The sequence below is a fragment of the Streptomyces sp. ALB3 genome (assembly GCF_044385685.1).
Taxonomy (GTDB): domain Bacteria; phylum Actinomycetota; class Actinomycetes; order Streptomycetales; family Streptomycetaceae; genus Streptomyces.
Map to the genome: position 1 here is coordinate 1 of NZ_JBISCE010000030.1, position 16,264 is coordinate 16,264.

General features: G+C 71.8%; 15 protein-coding genes and 1 pseudogene. 12 read left to right on the plus strand and 4 right to left on the minus strand.

Going from position 1 to position 16,264, the window contains the following annotated elements; all coding sequences use genetic code 11:
* Together ACHFIV_RS18645 and ACHFIV_RS18650 are read left to right on the plus strand one after the other, a co-directional pair.
* Positions 1–1,104: ABC transporter ATP-binding protein (locus ACHFIV_RS18645; RefSeq protein WP_398970028.1), on the plus strand; the 1,104-nt coding region annotated here is incomplete at its 5' end.
* A gap of 274 nt (positions 1,105–1,378) precedes the next feature.
* Positions 1,379–2,740: an NAD(P)/FAD-dependent oxidoreductase gene (locus ACHFIV_RS18650; protein WP_398970031.1), complete on the plus strand. Its 1,362-nt coding sequence runs from the start codon at positions 1,379–1,381 to the stop codon at positions 2,738–2,740.
* A 53-nt stretch (positions 2,741–2,793) separates the two neighbouring features.
* Here the strand turns inward: ACHFIV_RS18650 and ACHFIV_RS18655 are convergent, their stop codons facing one another.
* Together ACHFIV_RS18655 and ACHFIV_RS18660 are read right to left on the minus strand one after the other, a co-directional pair.
* Complete coding sequence (locus tag ACHFIV_RS18655) at positions 2,794–4,329, minus strand: ATP-dependent DNA ligase (RefSeq protein WP_398970033.1); 1,536 nt, start codon at positions 4,327–4,329, stop codon at positions 2,794–2,796.
* A 53-nt stretch (positions 4,330–4,382) separates the two neighbouring features.
* The gene (locus ACHFIV_RS18660) at positions 4,383–5,174 is read right to left on the minus strand and encodes a metal-dependent hydrolase (protein WP_398970036.1); all 792 of its coding nucleotides are present in this window, start codon (positions 5,172–5,174) and stop codon (positions 4,383–4,385) included.
* Positions 5,175–5,331: 157 nt separating this feature from the next.
* Here ACHFIV_RS18660 and ACHFIV_RS18665 point away from each other — a divergent pair, with 157 nt between their 5' ends.
* Complete coding sequence (locus tag ACHFIV_RS18665) at positions 5,332–7,845, plus strand: DEAD/DEAH box helicase (protein ID WP_398970037.1); 2,514 nt, start codon at positions 5,332–5,334, stop codon at positions 7,843–7,845.
* Between the two features lie 34 nt (positions 7,846–7,879).
* Positions 7,880–8,755, plus strand: coding sequence for an acyl-CoA thioesterase (locus ACHFIV_RS18670; protein ID WP_398970038.1), 876 nt, complete (start codon positions 7,880–7,882; stop codon positions 8,753–8,755).
* Between the two features lie 16 nt (positions 8,756–8,771).
* Here ACHFIV_RS18670 and ACHFIV_RS18675 read toward each other — a convergent pair whose 3' ends face one another.
* Complete coding sequence (locus tag ACHFIV_RS18675; RefSeq protein WP_398970039.1) at positions 8,772–9,002, minus strand: DUF6011 domain-containing protein; 231 nt, start codon at positions 9,000–9,002, stop codon at positions 8,772–8,774.
* Between the two features lie 48 nt (positions 9,003–9,050).
* Here ACHFIV_RS18675 and ACHFIV_RS18680 point away from each other — a divergent pair, with 48 nt between their 5' ends.
* The 4 genes from ACHFIV_RS18680 (at position 9,051) to ACHFIV_RS18695 (ending at position 14,061) form a co-directional block, all read left to right on the plus strand.
* The gene (locus tag ACHFIV_RS18680; RefSeq protein ID WP_398970042.1) at positions 9,051–9,740 is read left to right on the plus strand and encodes a hypothetical protein; all 690 of its coding nucleotides are present in this window, start codon (positions 9,051–9,053) and stop codon (positions 9,738–9,740) included.
* Positions 9,741–10,089: 349 nt separating this feature from the next.
* A complete protein-coding gene (locus ACHFIV_RS18685; protein ID WP_398970045.1) occupies positions 10,090–11,046 on the plus strand; it encodes a DUF389 domain-containing protein in 957 nt (318 codons plus the stop codon).
* 121 nt (positions 11,047–11,167) lie between these two features.
* The gene (locus tag ACHFIV_RS18690; RefSeq protein WP_398970048.1) at positions 11,168–12,598 is read left to right on the plus strand and encodes a DUF2252 domain-containing protein; all 1,431 of its coding nucleotides are present in this window, start codon (positions 11,168–11,170) and stop codon (positions 12,596–12,598) included.
* Between the two features lie 128 nt (positions 12,599–12,726).
* Entirely contained in the window at positions 12,727–14,061 is a 1,335-nt protein-coding gene (locus ACHFIV_RS18695) for a chloride channel protein (protein WP_398970058.1), read from the plus strand.
* Here ACHFIV_RS18695 and ACHFIV_RS18700 read toward each other — a convergent pair.
* Positions 14,015–14,446 carry a DUF7144 family membrane protein gene (locus tag ACHFIV_RS18700; RefSeq protein WP_398970051.1) on the minus strand — a complete coding sequence of 144 codons (432 nt, stop codon included), beginning with the start codon at positions 14,444–14,446 and terminating at the stop codon, positions 14,015–14,017. The genes ACHFIV_RS18695 and ACHFIV_RS18700 overlap by 47 nt on opposite strands.
* 148 nt (positions 14,447–14,594) lie before the next feature.
* Here ACHFIV_RS18700 and ACHFIV_RS18705 point away from each other — a divergent pair.
* The 4 genes and pseudogenes from ACHFIV_RS18705 to ACHFIV_RS18720 form a co-directional block, all read left to right on the plus strand.
* Positions 14,595–14,744, plus strand: a pseudogene (locus ACHFIV_RS18705) (helix-turn-helix domain-containing protein); the annotation flags it as partial.
* A 232-nt stretch (positions 14,745–14,976) separates the two neighbouring features.
* Positions 14,977–15,147, plus strand: a complete 171-nt coding sequence (locus tag ACHFIV_RS18710) for a hypothetical protein (protein ID WP_398970061.1) — start codon at positions 14,977–14,979, stop codon at positions 15,145–15,147.
* Between the two features lie 19 nt (positions 15,148–15,166).
* Complete coding sequence (locus tag ACHFIV_RS18715) at positions 15,167–15,718, plus strand: GNAT family N-acetyltransferase (RefSeq protein WP_398970054.1); 552 nt, start codon at positions 15,167–15,169, stop codon at positions 15,716–15,718.
* Between the two features lie 31 nt (positions 15,719–15,749).
* On the plus strand, positions 15,750–16,238 hold the full coding sequence (locus ACHFIV_RS18720) for a glutathione peroxidase (RefSeq protein ID WP_398970056.1): 489 nt from the start codon (positions 15,750–15,752) through the stop codon (positions 16,236–16,238).
* The last annotated feature ends 26 nt before the right edge of the window (positions 16,239–16,264 follow it).

The window sequence follows — 16,264 nt, forward strand, 5'->3', positions numbered from 1 at the left end:
GTGGACGCCGGACGGACCGTGGAGTCCCACCGGCTGGGGGCACGCAGGGTCGCGTTGTCGGACAGGCGGGTCAAGGAGTGGACGGCCTGGGAGCAGTACACCCTCTTCCTGCGCTCGGTCCTCTTCCCGGTGATCAACACCACGTACGTGACGATCCTCGGCGCGGTCCTGCTGCTCGGCGGCTGGTTCGTGATGGAGGGCTGGATCACCGTGGGGCAGCTCACGACGGGGGCGCTCCTGGCGCAGATGATGGTGGACCCGATCGGCCTGATCCTGCGCTGGTACGACGAGTTGCAGGTCGCCCAGGTGTCGCTGGCCAGGCTCGTCGGGGTACGGGAGATCGAGCCCGACGCGGGCGACGACCTCGTCGGTCCCGACGGCCGGGAGGTGAGGGCCGAGGAGGTGCGGTTCGGCTACCGGGCCGGCGTCGACGTGCTGCACGAGGTGTCGCTGGACGTGGCCCCCGGGACGCGGCTGGCTCTGGTGGGTCCCTCCGGTGCGGGCAAGTCCACGCTGGGGAGGCTGCTGGCGGGGATCTACGCTCCCCGGGCGGGTTCTGTCTCGCTGGGCGGCGCCGAGCTGTCCCGGATGACGGCGGAGCGGGTACGGACCCATGTGGCTCTCGTCAACCAGGAGCACCACGTGTTCGTGGGTTCGCTCCGGGACAATCTCCTGCTCGCCCGCACGGATGCCGGGGACGCCGAGCTGTGGGCCTCGCTCGCAGCGGTGGACGCGGAGGGGTGGGCGAAGGCGCTCGGGGAAGGACTGGACACGGAGGTCGGCTCGGGCAGCCTGGCCCTCACCCCGGCGCAGGCGCAGCAGATCGCCCTGGCCCGCCTCGTCCTGGCGGACCCGCACACGCTGGTGCTGGACGAGGCGACGTCCCTGCTCGACCCGCGGGCCGCCCGCCATCTGGAGCGTTCGCTGGCGCGGGTGCTGGAGGGCCGTACGGTCGTGGCGATCGCGCACCGGCTGCACACCGCGCACGACGCGGATGTGATCGCGGTGGTCGAGGACGGCCGGATCAGCGAACTGGGCAGCCACGACGAACTGGTGGCCGCGGACGGCGCGTACGCCGCGCTGTGGCGCTCCTGGCACGGCTGAGCCGGGTGCCCGGCAGCCCGGGGACGGTCCGCGGACCGCCCCCGGGGGGAGTCAGGCGGGCGGGGGCCGGTGGGCGGACCGCCCCCGCAGGCAGTGAGCCGGACCGGGCACGGTACGCAGACGGATCACGCCGTACTCCGCTCGCCCCGTCCGGGGGGTGCCCGTGCCGCACGGGAGGCGAAGTGCTGCCTCCGAGGTGAGGATGAGGAGTGACTGGCCCCGGATACGGGGCAGGCGAGCGATGACCGCGTAAGCCCGAGAAGGGACGCACACCGTGGCACGACCCAGGATTCTCGTTGTCGGCGCCGGCTTTGCCGGGGTCGAGTGCGTGCGCCGGCTGGAGCGCAGCCTCTCCCCCGGCGAGGCGGAGATCGCGCTCGTCACCCCGTTCTCGTACCAGCTCTACCTGCCGCTGCTCCCCCAGGTCGCCTCCGGGGTGCTCACTCCCCAGTCGGTCGCGATCTCCCTGCGCCGGAGCCGGCGCCACCGCACCCGGATCGTTCCGGGCGGAGCCATCGGGGTGGACACGAAGGCGAAGGTCTGTGTGGTCCGCAAGATCACGGACGAGATCGTGAACGAGCCGTACGACTACCTCGTGATGGCCGCCGGCAGCGTCACCCGGACCTTCGACATCCCGGGGCTGGTCGACAACGCCCGCGGCATGAAGACCCTGGCGGAGGCGGCCTACATCCGGGATCACGTCATCTCCCAGCTCGATCTGGCCGACGCCAGTCACGACGAGGAGGAACGGGCGTCCCGGCTGCAGTTCGTGGTGGTGGGCGGTGGTTACGCCGGCACGGAGACAGCCGCCTGCCTGCAGTTGCTGACGACCAACGCCGTCAAGCACTACCCGCGGCTGGACCCCAAGCTGATCAAGTGGCATCTGATCGACATCGCGCCCAAGCTCATGCCGGAGCTCGGCGACAAGCTCGGCCGCAGCGCCCTGGAGATCCTCCGCAGGCGCGGTATCGAGGTCTCGCTCGGTGTGTCCGTGGCCGAGGCGGGGCCGGACAAGGTGACGTTCACGGACGGCCGGGTCCTGCCCTGCCGCACGCTGATCTGGACGGCCGGTGTGGCGGCGAGTCCGCTCGTGGCCACCCTCGACGCCGAGACGGTGCGCGGCAGGCTCGCCGTGACGCCGGAGATGCAGGTGCCCGGTGCGGAGGGCGTGTTCGCGCTCGGCGACGCGGCGGCCGTGCCGGACCTGGCCAAGGGGGACGGTGCGATCTGCCCGCCCACCGCGCAGCACGCCATGCGCCAGGGCCGCAAGCTGGCGGACAACATCATCGCGTGCCTGCGCGGCCGTCCGATGCAGCCGTACGTCCACAAGGACCTCGGCCTGGTCGTGGACCTCGGTGGCCGGGACGCGGTGTCGAAGCCTCTGGGCATCGAGCTGCGGGGCATGCCGGCCCAGGCGGCGGCGCGAGGGTACCACTGGGCGGCACTGCGCACGAACGTCGCCAAGACCCGGGTCATGACCAACTGGCTGCTCAACGCGATCGCCGGTGACGATTTCGTGCGCACGGGCTTCCAGGCTCGTAAGCAGGCCACGCTGCGCGACTTCGAGTACACCGACGCCTACCTCTCGCCGGAGGAGATCCGCGCGCACACCGCCGGCGTGGAAGCCCGCGGCTGAGCGGCCCGCACACAGGTCCCTCCCCGGCCCCCGCCCCCGGCGGGGGCCGGGCCTCATGTCCGGCGGGCGAGGACGGTGTCGACCGTGTCCGCTTCCTGGGCGCTCTTGTCCTCGCGGTAGCGCAGGACGCGGGCGAACCGCAGCGTGACCCCCGCCGGGTAGCGGGTGGAACTCTGGAGTCCGTCGTAGGCGATCTCCACGACGAGTTCCGGTCGGACGGTCACCACGTGTCCGTCGTCGCCGGTGGCCAGCTCCCGCAGCCGTTCGGTCTGCCAGCCGAGCATGGTGTCCGTGAGCCCTTTGAAGGTCTTGCCGAGCATCACGAACGTGCCGTCCTCCCGGCGTGCTCCCAGATGCAGGTTGGAGAGCCTTCCGGTGCGTCTGCCGTGGCCCCATTCGGCGGCCAGCACCACGAGGTCGAGGGTGTGGACGGGCTTCACCTTGAGCCAGGAGGCGCCCCGGCGGCCGGCGCTGTACGCCGCCGTGCCGCCCTTGACCACGACGCCCTCGTGTCCGCGGGCCAGCGTGGTTTCGGAGAACGCCACCGCGGCCTCCCGCTGGGAGTCGTCCGTGGGATCGTCCACGACGAGGCGCCGCACGCGCATCGCCTCCGGGACGAGCGCGGCAAGCTCCCGGTGGCGTTCGGCGAAGGGGAGGTCGAGGAGTTCACGACCGTCGACGGACAGCACGTCGAAGAAGACGGGGACCACGGGGACGGCGTCCGCCGCGGTGGCGACATCACGCCGGGACCCCACCCGGCCGGCGGTCTCCTGGAAGGGCCGGGGCCTCCCGTCGTCCCCGAGCGCGATCACCTCGCCGTCGAGGATGAACCGTTCCGCGGGGAAGCCCGTCACCGCCGTGGCGAGTTCGGGGAGCCGGTCGGTGATGTCGTCGAGCGTGCGGGTGTAGGCACGCACCCGCGCCCCGTCGCGGTGCACCTGTACGCGGATGCCGTCCAGCTTCTCCTCGACGACGCAGGGTCCCAGCCGGTCGATCGCCTCGGTGACCGAGCGGGCGGTGTGGGCCAGCATGGGCTGGACCGGGCGGCCGACGGTGAGCCGGAAGGACATGAGGGCCCCGGGGCCCTCGGCGAGGAGCGCATGGGCGACGGGCCCCAGCGAGCCCGCGAGCATGACGGCCCGGCGCACCTCGGCGCGTGCTGCTCCGGCTGCGTCGGCCAGGGCGTCCACGGCGACGGCGTCCAGCGCTCCCTGGCGTACTTCCCCGGTGAGCAGCCCGCGCAGGAAGTACTGCTCGTCCGCGGTGGCCGCGCCGAGCAGCCGCACCAGGCGCTCCCGGCGGGCGGACTGCGAGCCGGGTCCCGTCAGGGCGCCGATCGCCGTGAGCTCCGCGTTCGTCCCGGTCACGGTCAGCGTGGGTGTGTCGGCGGGCGTCACCGGGACGCGCAGGGCGCTCCATCCGATCCCGAGCCGGCCCTGAGGGAGGCGACCGGCGAGATAGGGGATGGCGACCGGGACGTCGTCCGGTTCCGCTTCCCGGAAGAGTCCGGCCAGCAGGGCGGTCTTCCGGGTCCGGGCCGTCGTCGCGGCGACCTCCAGGGACACGTGGGCGAGCCTGGCGAGCAGCATGCCGCCATGGTGCTACGGCGGCGGCCCGACCGCTTCCGGAGAGCGCCCGGGCGTCAGATGACGTTGAGCGCCGCCGCCCCGCCCACTCCCCCGAGGATCATGAAGGCCGGCATCAGCACCTTCAGCTCGACCCAGCTGCCGGCCCGGAACCGCATGGCCTTCGGGGGCCCGATCGGGTACCAGCGCTTGCGGCCGAGCGGTATCGGCCACAGGATCGGGCAGCCCGAGACGGTCAGGGCGTCGCCGATGTCGTGGACGAGGGCGCCGAGGACGATCGGGAGGCCGAGCCAGAGGTATTCCTGGCCGGGTGCGTCGAACAGCCAGTCCGAACCGTTGCCGGGCTGGGCCAGCACTCCTGCCAGGATCCAGGCGCTGGTCGCGCCGAGCAGCCAGACCAGGACGTCGCTGGACACCCTTGCCGCCCGCCACAGGAGCCCCTCGACGGCGAGGACGAGATGCACGAACAGAATCGCCAGGACCGCCCACCGGCCGCCGGTGACCGCCGCGACGGAGGCGGCCCCTCCGGTCAGGACCGCCCAGAGCCAGGTGTGTGTGAGGGTGCGGTGACCGCCGGTCCTGCGCGGGTCACCGGGCCCCTTCGTCGCTTTGTAGACCGCGTACGAGAGCTTGTCGACGATCTCGCAGACGGCCTTGGAGACCGGGCCGAAGGCACGCGAGATGGTGGCCGACTTGTGGTCGAGGTCCGGGGCGAGCGCGGCGCCCGCGGTGATCAGGGCGCCCACGACCAGGACGGGCCAGGGCATCGTGTGGCCCGCAGCCGCGGCTGCGGCGCCCACCCCCAGCCAGGCCGCTGCCCCTGACAGAGAGTGTGCCGGTCCCATCATGGCTGTTTTCCGCCCCCGTCGTGGTTCGGCCGTGTGCTCGGGCCGGGCCGCCATGGCCTGTGCGCGGCAGCCGAGTTGAGTGGGCAGCGTATCGTCCGTGATCTTCCACGGGTCCTCCGGTTCCCTCATCCGGGCAGGAGGCAGGCAAGATGGGGGCGTGACCCTTATCGATCAGCTGCCCCCGACCGCCGACCCGGACGCCCTCTTCGAGGCCTTCTCGTCATGGACCGATTCGCAGGGCATCACCCTCTATCCGGCTCAGGAGGAGGCGCTGATCGAGGTGGTCTCCGGGGCGAACGTGATTCTTTCGACCCCTACGGGTTCCGGGAAGAGCCTGGTGGCGGCGGGTGCGCACTTCACCGCGCTCGCCCAGGACAAGGTCACGTTCTACACCGCGCCCATCAAGGCGCTGGTGTCGGAGAAGTTCTTCGACCTGTGCAAGCTCTTCGGGACGGAGAACGTCGGCATGCTGACCGGCGACGCCTCGGTCAACGCCGACGCCCCGGTCATCTGCTGCACCGCCGAGGTGCTGGCCTCGATCGCGCTGCGTGACGGCAGGTACGCCGACATCGGCCAGGTCGTGATGGACGAGTTCCATTTCTACGCGGAGCCCGACCGTGGCTGGGCCTGGCAGATTCCGCTGCTGGAACTCCCGCAGGCACAGTTCGTCCTGATGTCGGCGACGCTCGGTGACGTCTCGATGTTCGAGAAGGACCTGACCCGCCGCACCGGCCGCCCGACGTCCGTGGTGCGTTCCGCGACCCGGCCGGTGCCGCTGAGCTACGAGTACCGGCTGACGCCGATCACGGAGACGCTCACCGAGCTCCTGGACACCCGGCAGTCGCCCGTCTACATCGTGCACTTCACGCAGGCCGCGGCCGTGGAGCGGGCGCAGTCGCTGATGAGCATCAACATGTGCACGAAGGAGGAGAAGGAGAAGATCGCCGACTTGATCGGCAACTTCCGCTTCACCACGAAGTTCGGCCAGAACCTCTCCCGGTACGTCCGCCACGGGATCGGGGTGCACCACGCGGGCATGCTGCCCAAGTACCGCCGTCTCGTGGAGAAACTCGCGCAGGCGGGCCTGCTGAAGGTCATCTGTGGGACGGACACCCTGGGCGTAGGGGTCAACGTGCCCATCCGCACGGTGCTGTTCACCGCCCTCACCAAGTACGACGGCACCCGGGTGCGTACTCTGCGCGCCCGTGAGTTCCACCAGATCGCGGGCCGCGCCGGGCGGGCCGGGTTCGACACGGCCGGCTTCGTCGTCGCGCAGGCCCCCGAGCACGTCATCGAGAACGAGAAGGCCGTCAGGAAGGCGGGCGACGACCCCAAGAAGAAGCGCAAGGTGGTCCGCAAGAAGGCCCCCGAGGGCTTCGTCGCCTGGTCCGAGACCACCTTCGACAAGCTGATCCAGTCCGACCCCGAGCCGCTGACCTCGCGCTTCCGGGTCACCCACACGATGCTGCTGTCGGTGATCGCCCGGCCGGGCAACGCCTTCGAGGCGATGCGCCATCTCCTGGAGGACAACCACGAGCCGCGCCGTGCCCAGCTCCGGCACATCCGCCGGGCCATCGCGATCTACCGCTCGCTGCTCGACGGGGGTGTCGTGGAACAGCTCGACGCGCCCGACGCGGAGGGCAGGATCGTACGGCTCACGGTCGACCTCCAGCAGGACTTCGCGCTGAACCAGCCGCTGTCCACGTTCGCGCTGGCCGCGTTCGACCTGCTGGACGCCGAATCCCCTTCCTACGCGCTGGACATGGTCTCCGTCGTCGAGTCGACGCTCGACGACCCGCGGCAGATCCTGGCCGCCCAGCAGAACAAGGCGCGGGGCGAGGCCGTCGGGCAGATGAAGGCGGACGGCGTGGAGTACGAGGAGCGGATGGAGCGGCTCCAGGAGGTCACGTACCCCAAGCCTCTGAGCGAGCTGCTGTGGCACGCCTACGACGTGTACCGCACCAGCCACCCGTGGGTCGGGGACCATCCCGTGTCACCCAAGTCCGTGATCCGGGACATGTTCGAGCGGGCCATGACCTTCACGGAGTTCACCTCGAACTACGAGCTGGCCCGCACCGAGGGCATCGTCCTGCGGTACCTGGCGAGTGCGTACAAGGCGCTGGAGCACACCATCCCCGACGACCTGAAGTCCGAGGACCTGGAGGACCTGATCGCCTGGCTCGGCGAGATGGTGCGCCAGGTGGACTCCAGCCTGCTGGACGAGTGGGAGCAGCTGGCCAACCCGGAGGTGGAGACCGCCGAGCAGGCGCAGGAGCGGGCCGACGAGGTCAAGCCGGTGACGGCCAACGCCCGGGCCTTCCGGGTCCTGGTGCGCAACGCGATGTTCCGCCGGGTGGAGCTGGCCGCCCTGGACCGGGTCCGTGACCTGGGTGAGCTGGACGCCGAGTCGGGCTGGGACGAGGACGCCTGGGGCGAGGCGATGGACGCCTACTGGGACGCGCACGACGACCTGGGCACGGGCCCGGACGCGCGCGGACCGAAGCTGTTGCAGATCGACGAGGACCCCGGGCACGGGCTGTGGCGGGTGTGGCAGGCGTTCGCCGACCCGGCCGGGGACCACGACTGGGGAATTCGTGCGGAGGTCGATCTCGCGGCCTCCGACGAGGAGGGCCGGGCAGTCGTCCGGGTCACGGCCGTGGGCCGGCTGTGACGGCGCACCGGCCAGGAGAGTGGAGAAGAACCGCATGACGAACCCCGCCGACAGCCTGGTCGACCTGCTCGACCTGGAGCGGATCGAGGTCAACATCTTCCGTGGCCGCAGCCCCGAGGAGTCCCTGCAACGGGTCTTCGGCGGGCAGGTCGCGGGCCAGGCGCTGGTCGCGGCCGGCCGCACGACGGACGGGGACCGTCCGGTGCACTCGCTGCACGCCTACTTCCTGCGTCCCGGGCGGCCCGGGGTGCCGATCGTGTACGACGTGGAGCGGGTGCGGGACGGCCGGTCCTTCACCACGCGCCGGGTCACGGCCGTGCAGCAGGGCCGGACGATCTTCAATCTGACCGCGTCCTTCCACCGGCCCGAGGAAGCGGGCTTCGAGCACCAGCTGCCCCCGGCGCGTGTGGTGCCCGACCCGGAGGAACTGCCGACGGTCGCCGACGAGGTGCGCGAGCACCTCGGCGGGCTGCCGGAGGCACTGGAGCGGATGGCCCGGCGCCAGCCCTTCGACATCCGCTACGCCGACCGGCTGCGCTGGACGCGCGAGGAGATCAAGGACGCCGACCCGCGCAGCGCGGTGTGGATGCGTGCGGTCGGCCCGCTGGGCGACGACCCGCTCGTGCACACCTGCGCGCTGACGTACGCGAGCGACATGACGCTGCTGGACGCGGTACGGATCCCGGTCGAGCCGCTGTGGGGCCCGCGCGGCTTCGACATGGCCTCGCTGGACCACGCCATGTGGTTCCACCGGCCCTTCCGGGCGGACGAGTGGTTCCTGTACGACCAGGAGTCGCCGATCGCCACGGGGGGCCGCGGGCTGGCCAGGGGGCGGATCTACGACCGTCAGGGGCAGCTGCTGGTGTCGGTGGTCCAGGAAGGGCTGTTCCGCCGGCTCGACGGCGCATAGGCCCCCACTGCCCGGCTCAGGTGCCGGGCAGTGGGTCCTGGTCCACCTCGTGACGGCGGGTCCGGATGTCCGGGCCCGCCGGGTGCAGCTTGGCGTCGCAGGCGGGGCCCAGTCCGGTACGGCGCGACCGCGCCCCGGTGAGGGGCCGTCCGCAGAGGGCGCACCGCACCGGGCGCCCGGCTTCGCGGCGGTCTGCCACGGGCTGCTGTCCGGGAAAGAGTTCGGGAAGGGGCTCGGGGGATTCCACGAGGGAATCCTCTCAAGCCGGTATGACACACCACGGAGGGTCACAGCGGTGAGCAGCGTTCTGAGCACGGGGCCGGCGCCATGGATCGAGGGGTCCGCCGACGGCGGGGCACCCTCCCCGGTGGGTCGCCTGGTACGGCTCGCGGAGGGCACGGGGCCCGCCCGTGTGGTGGCGTACGTGGAACGCGAGCTGCCGCCCGGGGGGATACCCGCCTATCGGGCGGCACGGCGTGGCGGCGCGCGGTCGTTCGTGCTGTGGGCGGACGAGCAGCGTGGGAAGCGGCTGGCCACGCTGGTGACCGTGTCGGCCGGAAGCGGTGTCGCGACCTATCAGGTGCTCGGCGCGCACGGTGAGCTCATCGGCACGTTCGTCAGGGAGAAGGCGCTCCGGGGCAGGGGGTGGCGCACCCGCTGGACGGTGACTCCTGCCGGTGGTGAGGAGGCGGTGGGTTACAAGGGGCGGATCGTCTGGTGGTGCGTGTGGTGGCTGCTCTCCCCGCTGCAGACGCTGGTCATCGTGCTCAGCCTGCTCAGCGGTGACGGTGACGCGGCGCGTGGGCCGCGCCGCATCGTGTGGCGTGCGGGTGGACAGGTTCCGCTGGAGTTCAGGACGAAGGACGACACGGTGCACCTGCACGCGCCCGGCTACGACTGGCGGCTGGGTGCGGCCCTCGCGGCGGTCCTGGGGACCTTCGACAGCTGGCTGCTCGGCAAGGAGTGGGACGACGAGAAGGAGTGACGGTCGCCGCCGGTCCGGTGCCTCGTCCGCCTCGGCGACCGTACGGTCCCGCGCGCACAGCCTGAGTCCCGCGCGTCCTGTGCACGGGAGCAGCCCCGCGACCGCGCGTACGGACGGATCAGCGTGCCGGCGGGCGACCGTTCCGTCGGGTCGGGCACCTCGCCGGGTCCGTCAGGTCGACTGCTCCCTGCGGTGACACCGGCGCGCCCGTCCGCAGGCCGCCCGCCGGAGCGTGTGACGCTGTGGGAGGGTATCGGTTCATGACCGCCCCATCTCTGCCGTACCCCTGCGAAAGCCGCGATACCGCGCATACCTCTCGTTCCCTCCCACGGCCGCCGGGAGGTGCGGCGTGGACATGATCCATGTCCGCGCCGTCAGCCCGCCGGATCTCACCGAGCGGGCGGAGGAACTCCTCGGCGGCAACCCCTACGTCCTCAACCTGATCGTGCAGCGGGGCGTCGCGCGCAATCCCGACGGCGACTCGGTCGCGTGCGACGTGCTGACAGGGGCGGCGAACGAGGTCCTGCGGGGCCTGCGGGACCTCCGGATCGACCTTCGGGGCTCCGTCGTCATCGAACCGGTCGACATGGCGTTCACGGGCCGGGCGTCGGAGAGCGCGTCCCGCCGCCTCGGGGCGACGGCCAACGCTCCGGTCTGGGACCAGGTGGAGGCCCGGATCCGGTCGGAGGGCAGATACGCGCCGAGCTTCTACCTGTACCTGGTGATCGCGGGGCTCATCGGCTCGGTCGGCATCGTCACCAACTCCCAGATCCTGATCGTCGGCGCCATGGTCGTCGGTCCCGAGTACGGGGCGATCGTCGCCGTGGCGCTGGGCATCGACAGGGGTGACCGGTCCATGGTCCGCACGGGGCTGTCCGCCCTGTGCCGGGGCTTCCTGCTGACGATCGCGGTCACCTTCCTCTTCAGTCTGCTCATCCGCGGGTTCGGTCTCGAGTCGAAGGCCTTCGACCGGGGGCTGCGCCCCGTCTCCGACCTCATCAACACCCCCAACTTCTTCTCGTTCGCCGTCGCCGCCCTCGCCGCCGTCGTGGGCATCGTGTCGCTGACCGAGGCACGCACGAGCGCCCTTCTCGGGGTGTTCATCTCCGTCACGACCATTCCGGCGGCCGCGGCCGTCAGTGTCTCGACCGCGTTCGCCAGCTGGTCCGAGGCGCGTGGCTCCCTCATCCAGCTCCTGGTCAACATCACGGTGCTCATCGTCGTGGGAGCGGCCGCGCTCAGATGCCAGCGGGCGATCTGGCGGAGGGTGGGCAGGGCCCGGACCCTGCGCGACCGCAGGCCGTGACCGCCCCGCCCCTCCGGGCGGGACGGGGCGGACGGCTCATGACGAGCCGGACGGCAGCGGACGGGCAATGATGGGAAGGCAGGCTCGCGCGCCGCACGTCCGGCAGTCAGGAGGGTCCCCCATGACCCAGGACGCCCCTTCTCCGCTCCGCGCCGTGCCGGGGTCGACGCCCGAGGACCGGGCCGCTCTCGGCAGGAAGGCGCGCGGGCGGGCCCCCCGCTCCGGTCATCGCGCGTACGACCCGCCGGCGGACCGGCCCGATCCGCTGGCGGTACTGGAGGCCCAGTCGGCGGGCAGGGTGCGGGAACTCGTGCCGATCCGCTACGCGCGCATGACGGAGTCGCCGTTCCGCTTCTACCGCGGCGCCGCGGCGATCATGGCCTCCGACCTGGCCGGAACGCCGGACTCCGGCATCCGGGCGCAGCTCTGCGGGGACGCCCACCTGCTCAACTTCAGGCTGCTCGCCTCCCCCGAGCGCCGGCTGCTGTTCGACATCAACGACTTCGACGAGACGCTTCCGGGTCCCTGGGAGTGGGACGTCAAGCGGCTGGCGGTGAGTCTCGTCATCGCGGGCCGCGCGAACGGCTTCTCGGACGAGGAGCGGAGGCGGATCGTGCGGGCCACGGTGCGGTCGTACCGGGAGTCGATGACCAGGTTCGCGGGCATGCGCAATCTCGACGTCTGGTACACGCGGACCGACGTCGACCAGCTCCGGGCCGTCGCCGCCGAGCGGCTGGCCCCCCGGGGCCGCAAGCGGCTGGCCAGGGCGGCCGGGAAGGCGCGCACCCGGGACAGCCTGCAGGCCTACGGCAAGCTCACGGAGGTCGTCGGTGGCGAGATCCGGATAGCGGCCGACCCTCCCCTGCTGGTCCCCCTCACCGATCTGCTCCCGGGCCCGGAACGCGGCGCTACGCAGGCGCGACTGGAGAAGCTGCTCCGGCACTACGGTCGGAGTCTGCCCTCGGACCGCAGAGCACTGCTCGCCGACTACCGCCCGGCCGACATCGCCCGCAAGGTCGTGGGCGTGGGCAGCGTCGGCACCCGGTGCTGGGTCATCCTCCTGCTGGGCAGGGACAGCGGAGATCCGCTCGTCCTTCAGGCCAAGGAGGCGGACACCTCGGTACTCGCGCCGTTCGCGGGGCCGAGCGAGTACCGCAACCAGGGCGAGCGGGTGGTGGCCGGCCAGCGTCTGATGCAGGCGGCAGGCGACATCTTCCTCGGCTGGCAGCGGGTGGACGGTATCGACGGAAGGCGCCGGGACTTCTACGTGCGCCAGCTGCGCGACTGGAAGGGCATCGCCGAGCCGGAGCAGATGGTGCCGCGCGGCATGGGCGCTTTCGGCGAGGTGTGCGGGACGACTCTGGCCCGGGCGCACGCCCGGTCCGGGGACCGGATCGCCATCGCCGCCTACCTGGGGCGCGGTGACGTGTTCGACCGGGCCCTGGCGGTCTTCGCGGAGCGGTACGCCGACCAGAACGAGCGCGATCACCGGGCGCTCGTCGACGCGGTGGCGGCGGGCCGTCTCCCGGCGGCCGAGGGGGGCGACGGGTGACGTGCGGAATCCGCCGGCCCACGACAGCGGGTGCACGACCGACATGACCGGACATCGTGGTATCACCGTGTGGACCCGTGCCGGGCAGAACGCCCGAGCCGGGACCCGGCATCGAGGAGACCATGAGCATGATGGCCGAACCGGTCGGCGCACCCGGCCCGGAGGCCCCGGATCCGCTTGCGGTGGTCCGCACCCGGGGGTACGCAGCGCTTCTGATCATGGTGGCTGCTCTCGGAGTCCCCGTTTCCGCCGCGGCGTTCGGCTTCCTGGCGCTCGTCCATGAGCTCCAGTCCCTGACCTACGAGGACCTGCCCCGTGCGCTGGGCTTCGGGAGCACACCCTCATGGTGGCCGGTGCCCCTGCTGGCCGTCGCGGGCCTGCTGACCGGGCTGGCCGTCCGGCACCTCCCGGGAACCGGCGGACACAGGCCGGCCGAGGGGTTCGTGAACACGGGGGCGCCGTCCGCCGCGGAGCTGCCGGGTGTCGCGCTCGCCGCACTGGCCTCCCTCGGCCTCGGGGCGGTCCTGGGGCCCGAGGCCCCCCTCATCGCGCTCGGCGGCGGGCTGGCCGCCTACGCCGCACGCCTGCTGAAACCGGGCATCCAGCCGAGTGCGAGCGCCATGGTCGCCGCTGCGGGCAGTTTCGCCGCCGTGAGTGCCCTCCTGGGGTCACCGCTCATCGGTGCCTTCCTGTTGATGGAGGCGTCCGGACTCGCCGGGATGATGCTCGGCCTCGTGCTCGTGCCGGGGCTGCTCGCCTCCGGCATCGGATCGCTCATCTTCATCGGCCTGGGCTCGTGGACGGGCCTGGGGACGTACTCGCTGGCCCTCCCAGGCGTACCGCACACGCCCCAGCCCACACTCGCCGAGTTCGGCTGGGCCATCGCTCTCGGGGCGGCGGCCGCCCTCGCGGGTACGGGCATCAGACGGCTCTCCCTGGCCCTGCAGGAGCGGGTGGGGCGGAGGCAGGTCACCGCGACCGTCGCGATGGGTCTGACGGTCGGCGTTCTGGCACTGCTCTACGCGGAGAGCACGGGCAGGAACGCGTCCGAGGTCCTGTACTCGGGCCAGGACGCCCTCGGCGGTCTGCTCGCCGAGGACGCCACGTACACGGTCGGGACGCTCGTGGTTCTGATCATCTGCAAGGCGCTGGCCTACTCCGCGTCCCTGAGCGCCTTCCGGGGCGGGCCCATCTTCCCGTCGATGTTCCTGGGAGCGGCGGGCGGGCTCGCGCTGTCGCACCTGCCGGGCCTGAACGCCACGTCGGGTTTCGCGATGGGCATCGGGGCCATGTGCGTGGCCATGCTGAGGCTGCCGATGACGTCGGTACTGCTGGCCACACTGCTGCTGGGATCCGAGGGCATCACCGTCATGCCTCTCGTGATCGTCTCCGTGGTCGTCTCCTACGTCCTCGTGCTCAGGCTCGATCGCCCCGGTGCGGCCCCGCGCACAGCGCCCAGATGACGAAGACGTTGATCGCGATGAGGACCAGGGACCAGAACGGGTAGTACGGGAGCCACAGGAAGTTGGCGACGGCCAGGAGCCCGGCGAGCAGGACACCGACGGCGCGCGCCCAGAGGGCTCCGCTGAAGAGCGCGCACCCCGCGAGGAGGACCACGATCCCCAGGATGAGGTGCACCCAGCCCCAGCCGGTCAGGCTGAACTGGAACACGTAGTTGCGCGTGGAGACGAACAAGTCGTCCTTGGCGATGGCCGCGATGCCTTCGAAGACGGCCATGGCCCCGCCGAAGATCATCATCACCGCCGCGAAGACGGTCCAGCCGGACTGGGCTCCGCGCCCACCGGCGGTGGTGTGCCCCGTTTTGGTTCCGCTCGCACTTCCAGCCATGTCGGCCTCCTCGGTCCGCAAGCCGCTGAGCGCATCGAATGACCCGCTTTACGGCTTATATTCCGCTTATCAGCCTGACACGGCATCACCCGACCGGCACACCGGAACGCTCCGAAGCTCCTCTCCGGCCCGGGATAGCATCCCGGATATGAGAGAGCCGGAGGGGCCCGGCTGCGTCGGCTCCCGGCGGGCGGCCCGACCCGGCTCGCTCCGCACCGCGCACGGCCGCTCCCTGGACGAGCTGCCCCGTCGGGCAGGCGTGAGCCGCTCGATCCTGTCGCGCCTGGAGCGTGGCGAGCCGAGCCCCACCGCCACGGTGCTCGGGCGGCTGTGCACGGTGTGCGGCCGGACGATGTCGCGACTGCTGATGGAGGTGGAGGCCGAGCCGCCGCGGCTGGCGCCGGCCGCCCGGCAGCCGGCCCGGCGGGGCGAGTGGTCGGGCACCGCACGCCGGACCGCGTGCCGAGGTCGCCGGGTGCACACTCGACGCGGGCGCCGCCGTCTCCGACGAGAACGCGCCCGTGCCCGGCGTGGAGCAGCACAGCTGGGTACTGGAGGGCACGGCCGAGATCACCGTCGACCGCACTGCCCCCACGGTGCGCGAGGGCGACCGCCTGCGCTTCCGGCTGCGCGGCCCGTCGCACTCCCACCGCCCGGGACCGCGACGGACCCGCTACGCACTGATGACCGTCCTGCCGTGAACGTGAAAGGACCCGCTTCATGACCGAGATCGTCCCCGTGTCCGGCCCCGCGCTGGTCACCTACGCCGATGAGCTCGCCACCCTGCTGATCGAAGCGGTGGAGGGCGGGGCCTCGGTCGGATTCCTCGCCCCGCTGGACCGGGCGACGGCCGCCGCCTGGTGGCGGCAAAGGGCCGCCGCCGTGGAGGCGGGGAGCCACCAGGTCTGGATCGCCCGTGACGCCGAGCGGGCGGTGGGCACGATCGGCCTGGTCAGAACGCCCCTGCCCAACGCCCACCACCGCGCTGAGATCTCGAAGCTCGTGGTCAGGCCCTCGGCCCGCGGCCGCGGAGTCGGCCGGGCTCTGCTCGCGGCGGTCGAGCAGTCCGCCACGGACGAGGGGCTGACGCTGCTGGTCCTGGACACGGAGACGGGAAGCGACGCCGAGAGGCTCTACCGTTCGGCGGGATGGACGCCGTGCGGCTCGGTCCCCGGCTACGCGGCCGACCCGTACGGCACGCTCAAGGCCACCACTTTCTACTACCGGGCCCTCGGCCCGCGGGAGGCCTCCCCGCACGGACGGTCACAATGAGAGCGACGCCACGCTACCGAGGAGACTTCCCATGACCCTGCACGACATCCAGCTCCGCACCCTCAGCGGCGAGCCGACCACACTGGGAGCCTACGAGGGCTCGGCAGTCCTGTTGGTGAACGTCGCCTCCAAGTGCGGGCTCACCCCGCAGTACGCCGGCCTGGAAAGGCTCCAGAAGGAGTACGGGGAGCGCGGTTTCACCGTTCTCGGGGTGCCCTGCAACCAGTTCGCGGGCCAGGAGCCGGGCACCGCGGAGGAGATCCGGACGTTCTGCTCGACGACCTACGGGGTCAGCTTCCCGCTGCTGGAGAAGACCGACGTCAACGGCGAGAACCGGCACCCGCTCTACATGGAGCTGACGAAGCTCGGGGACTCCGAGGGCGCGGCCGGGGACGTCCAGTGGAACTTCGAGAAGTTCCTGATCTCCCCGGCGGGTGAGCCCGTCGCACGGATCCGCCCCCGCACCGAGCCGGAGGCTCCCGAGGTCGTGGCGGCCATCGAGGCGCAGCTGCCGCGGTAGCGGGGCGGGGAACGGGGGGGGCTTGG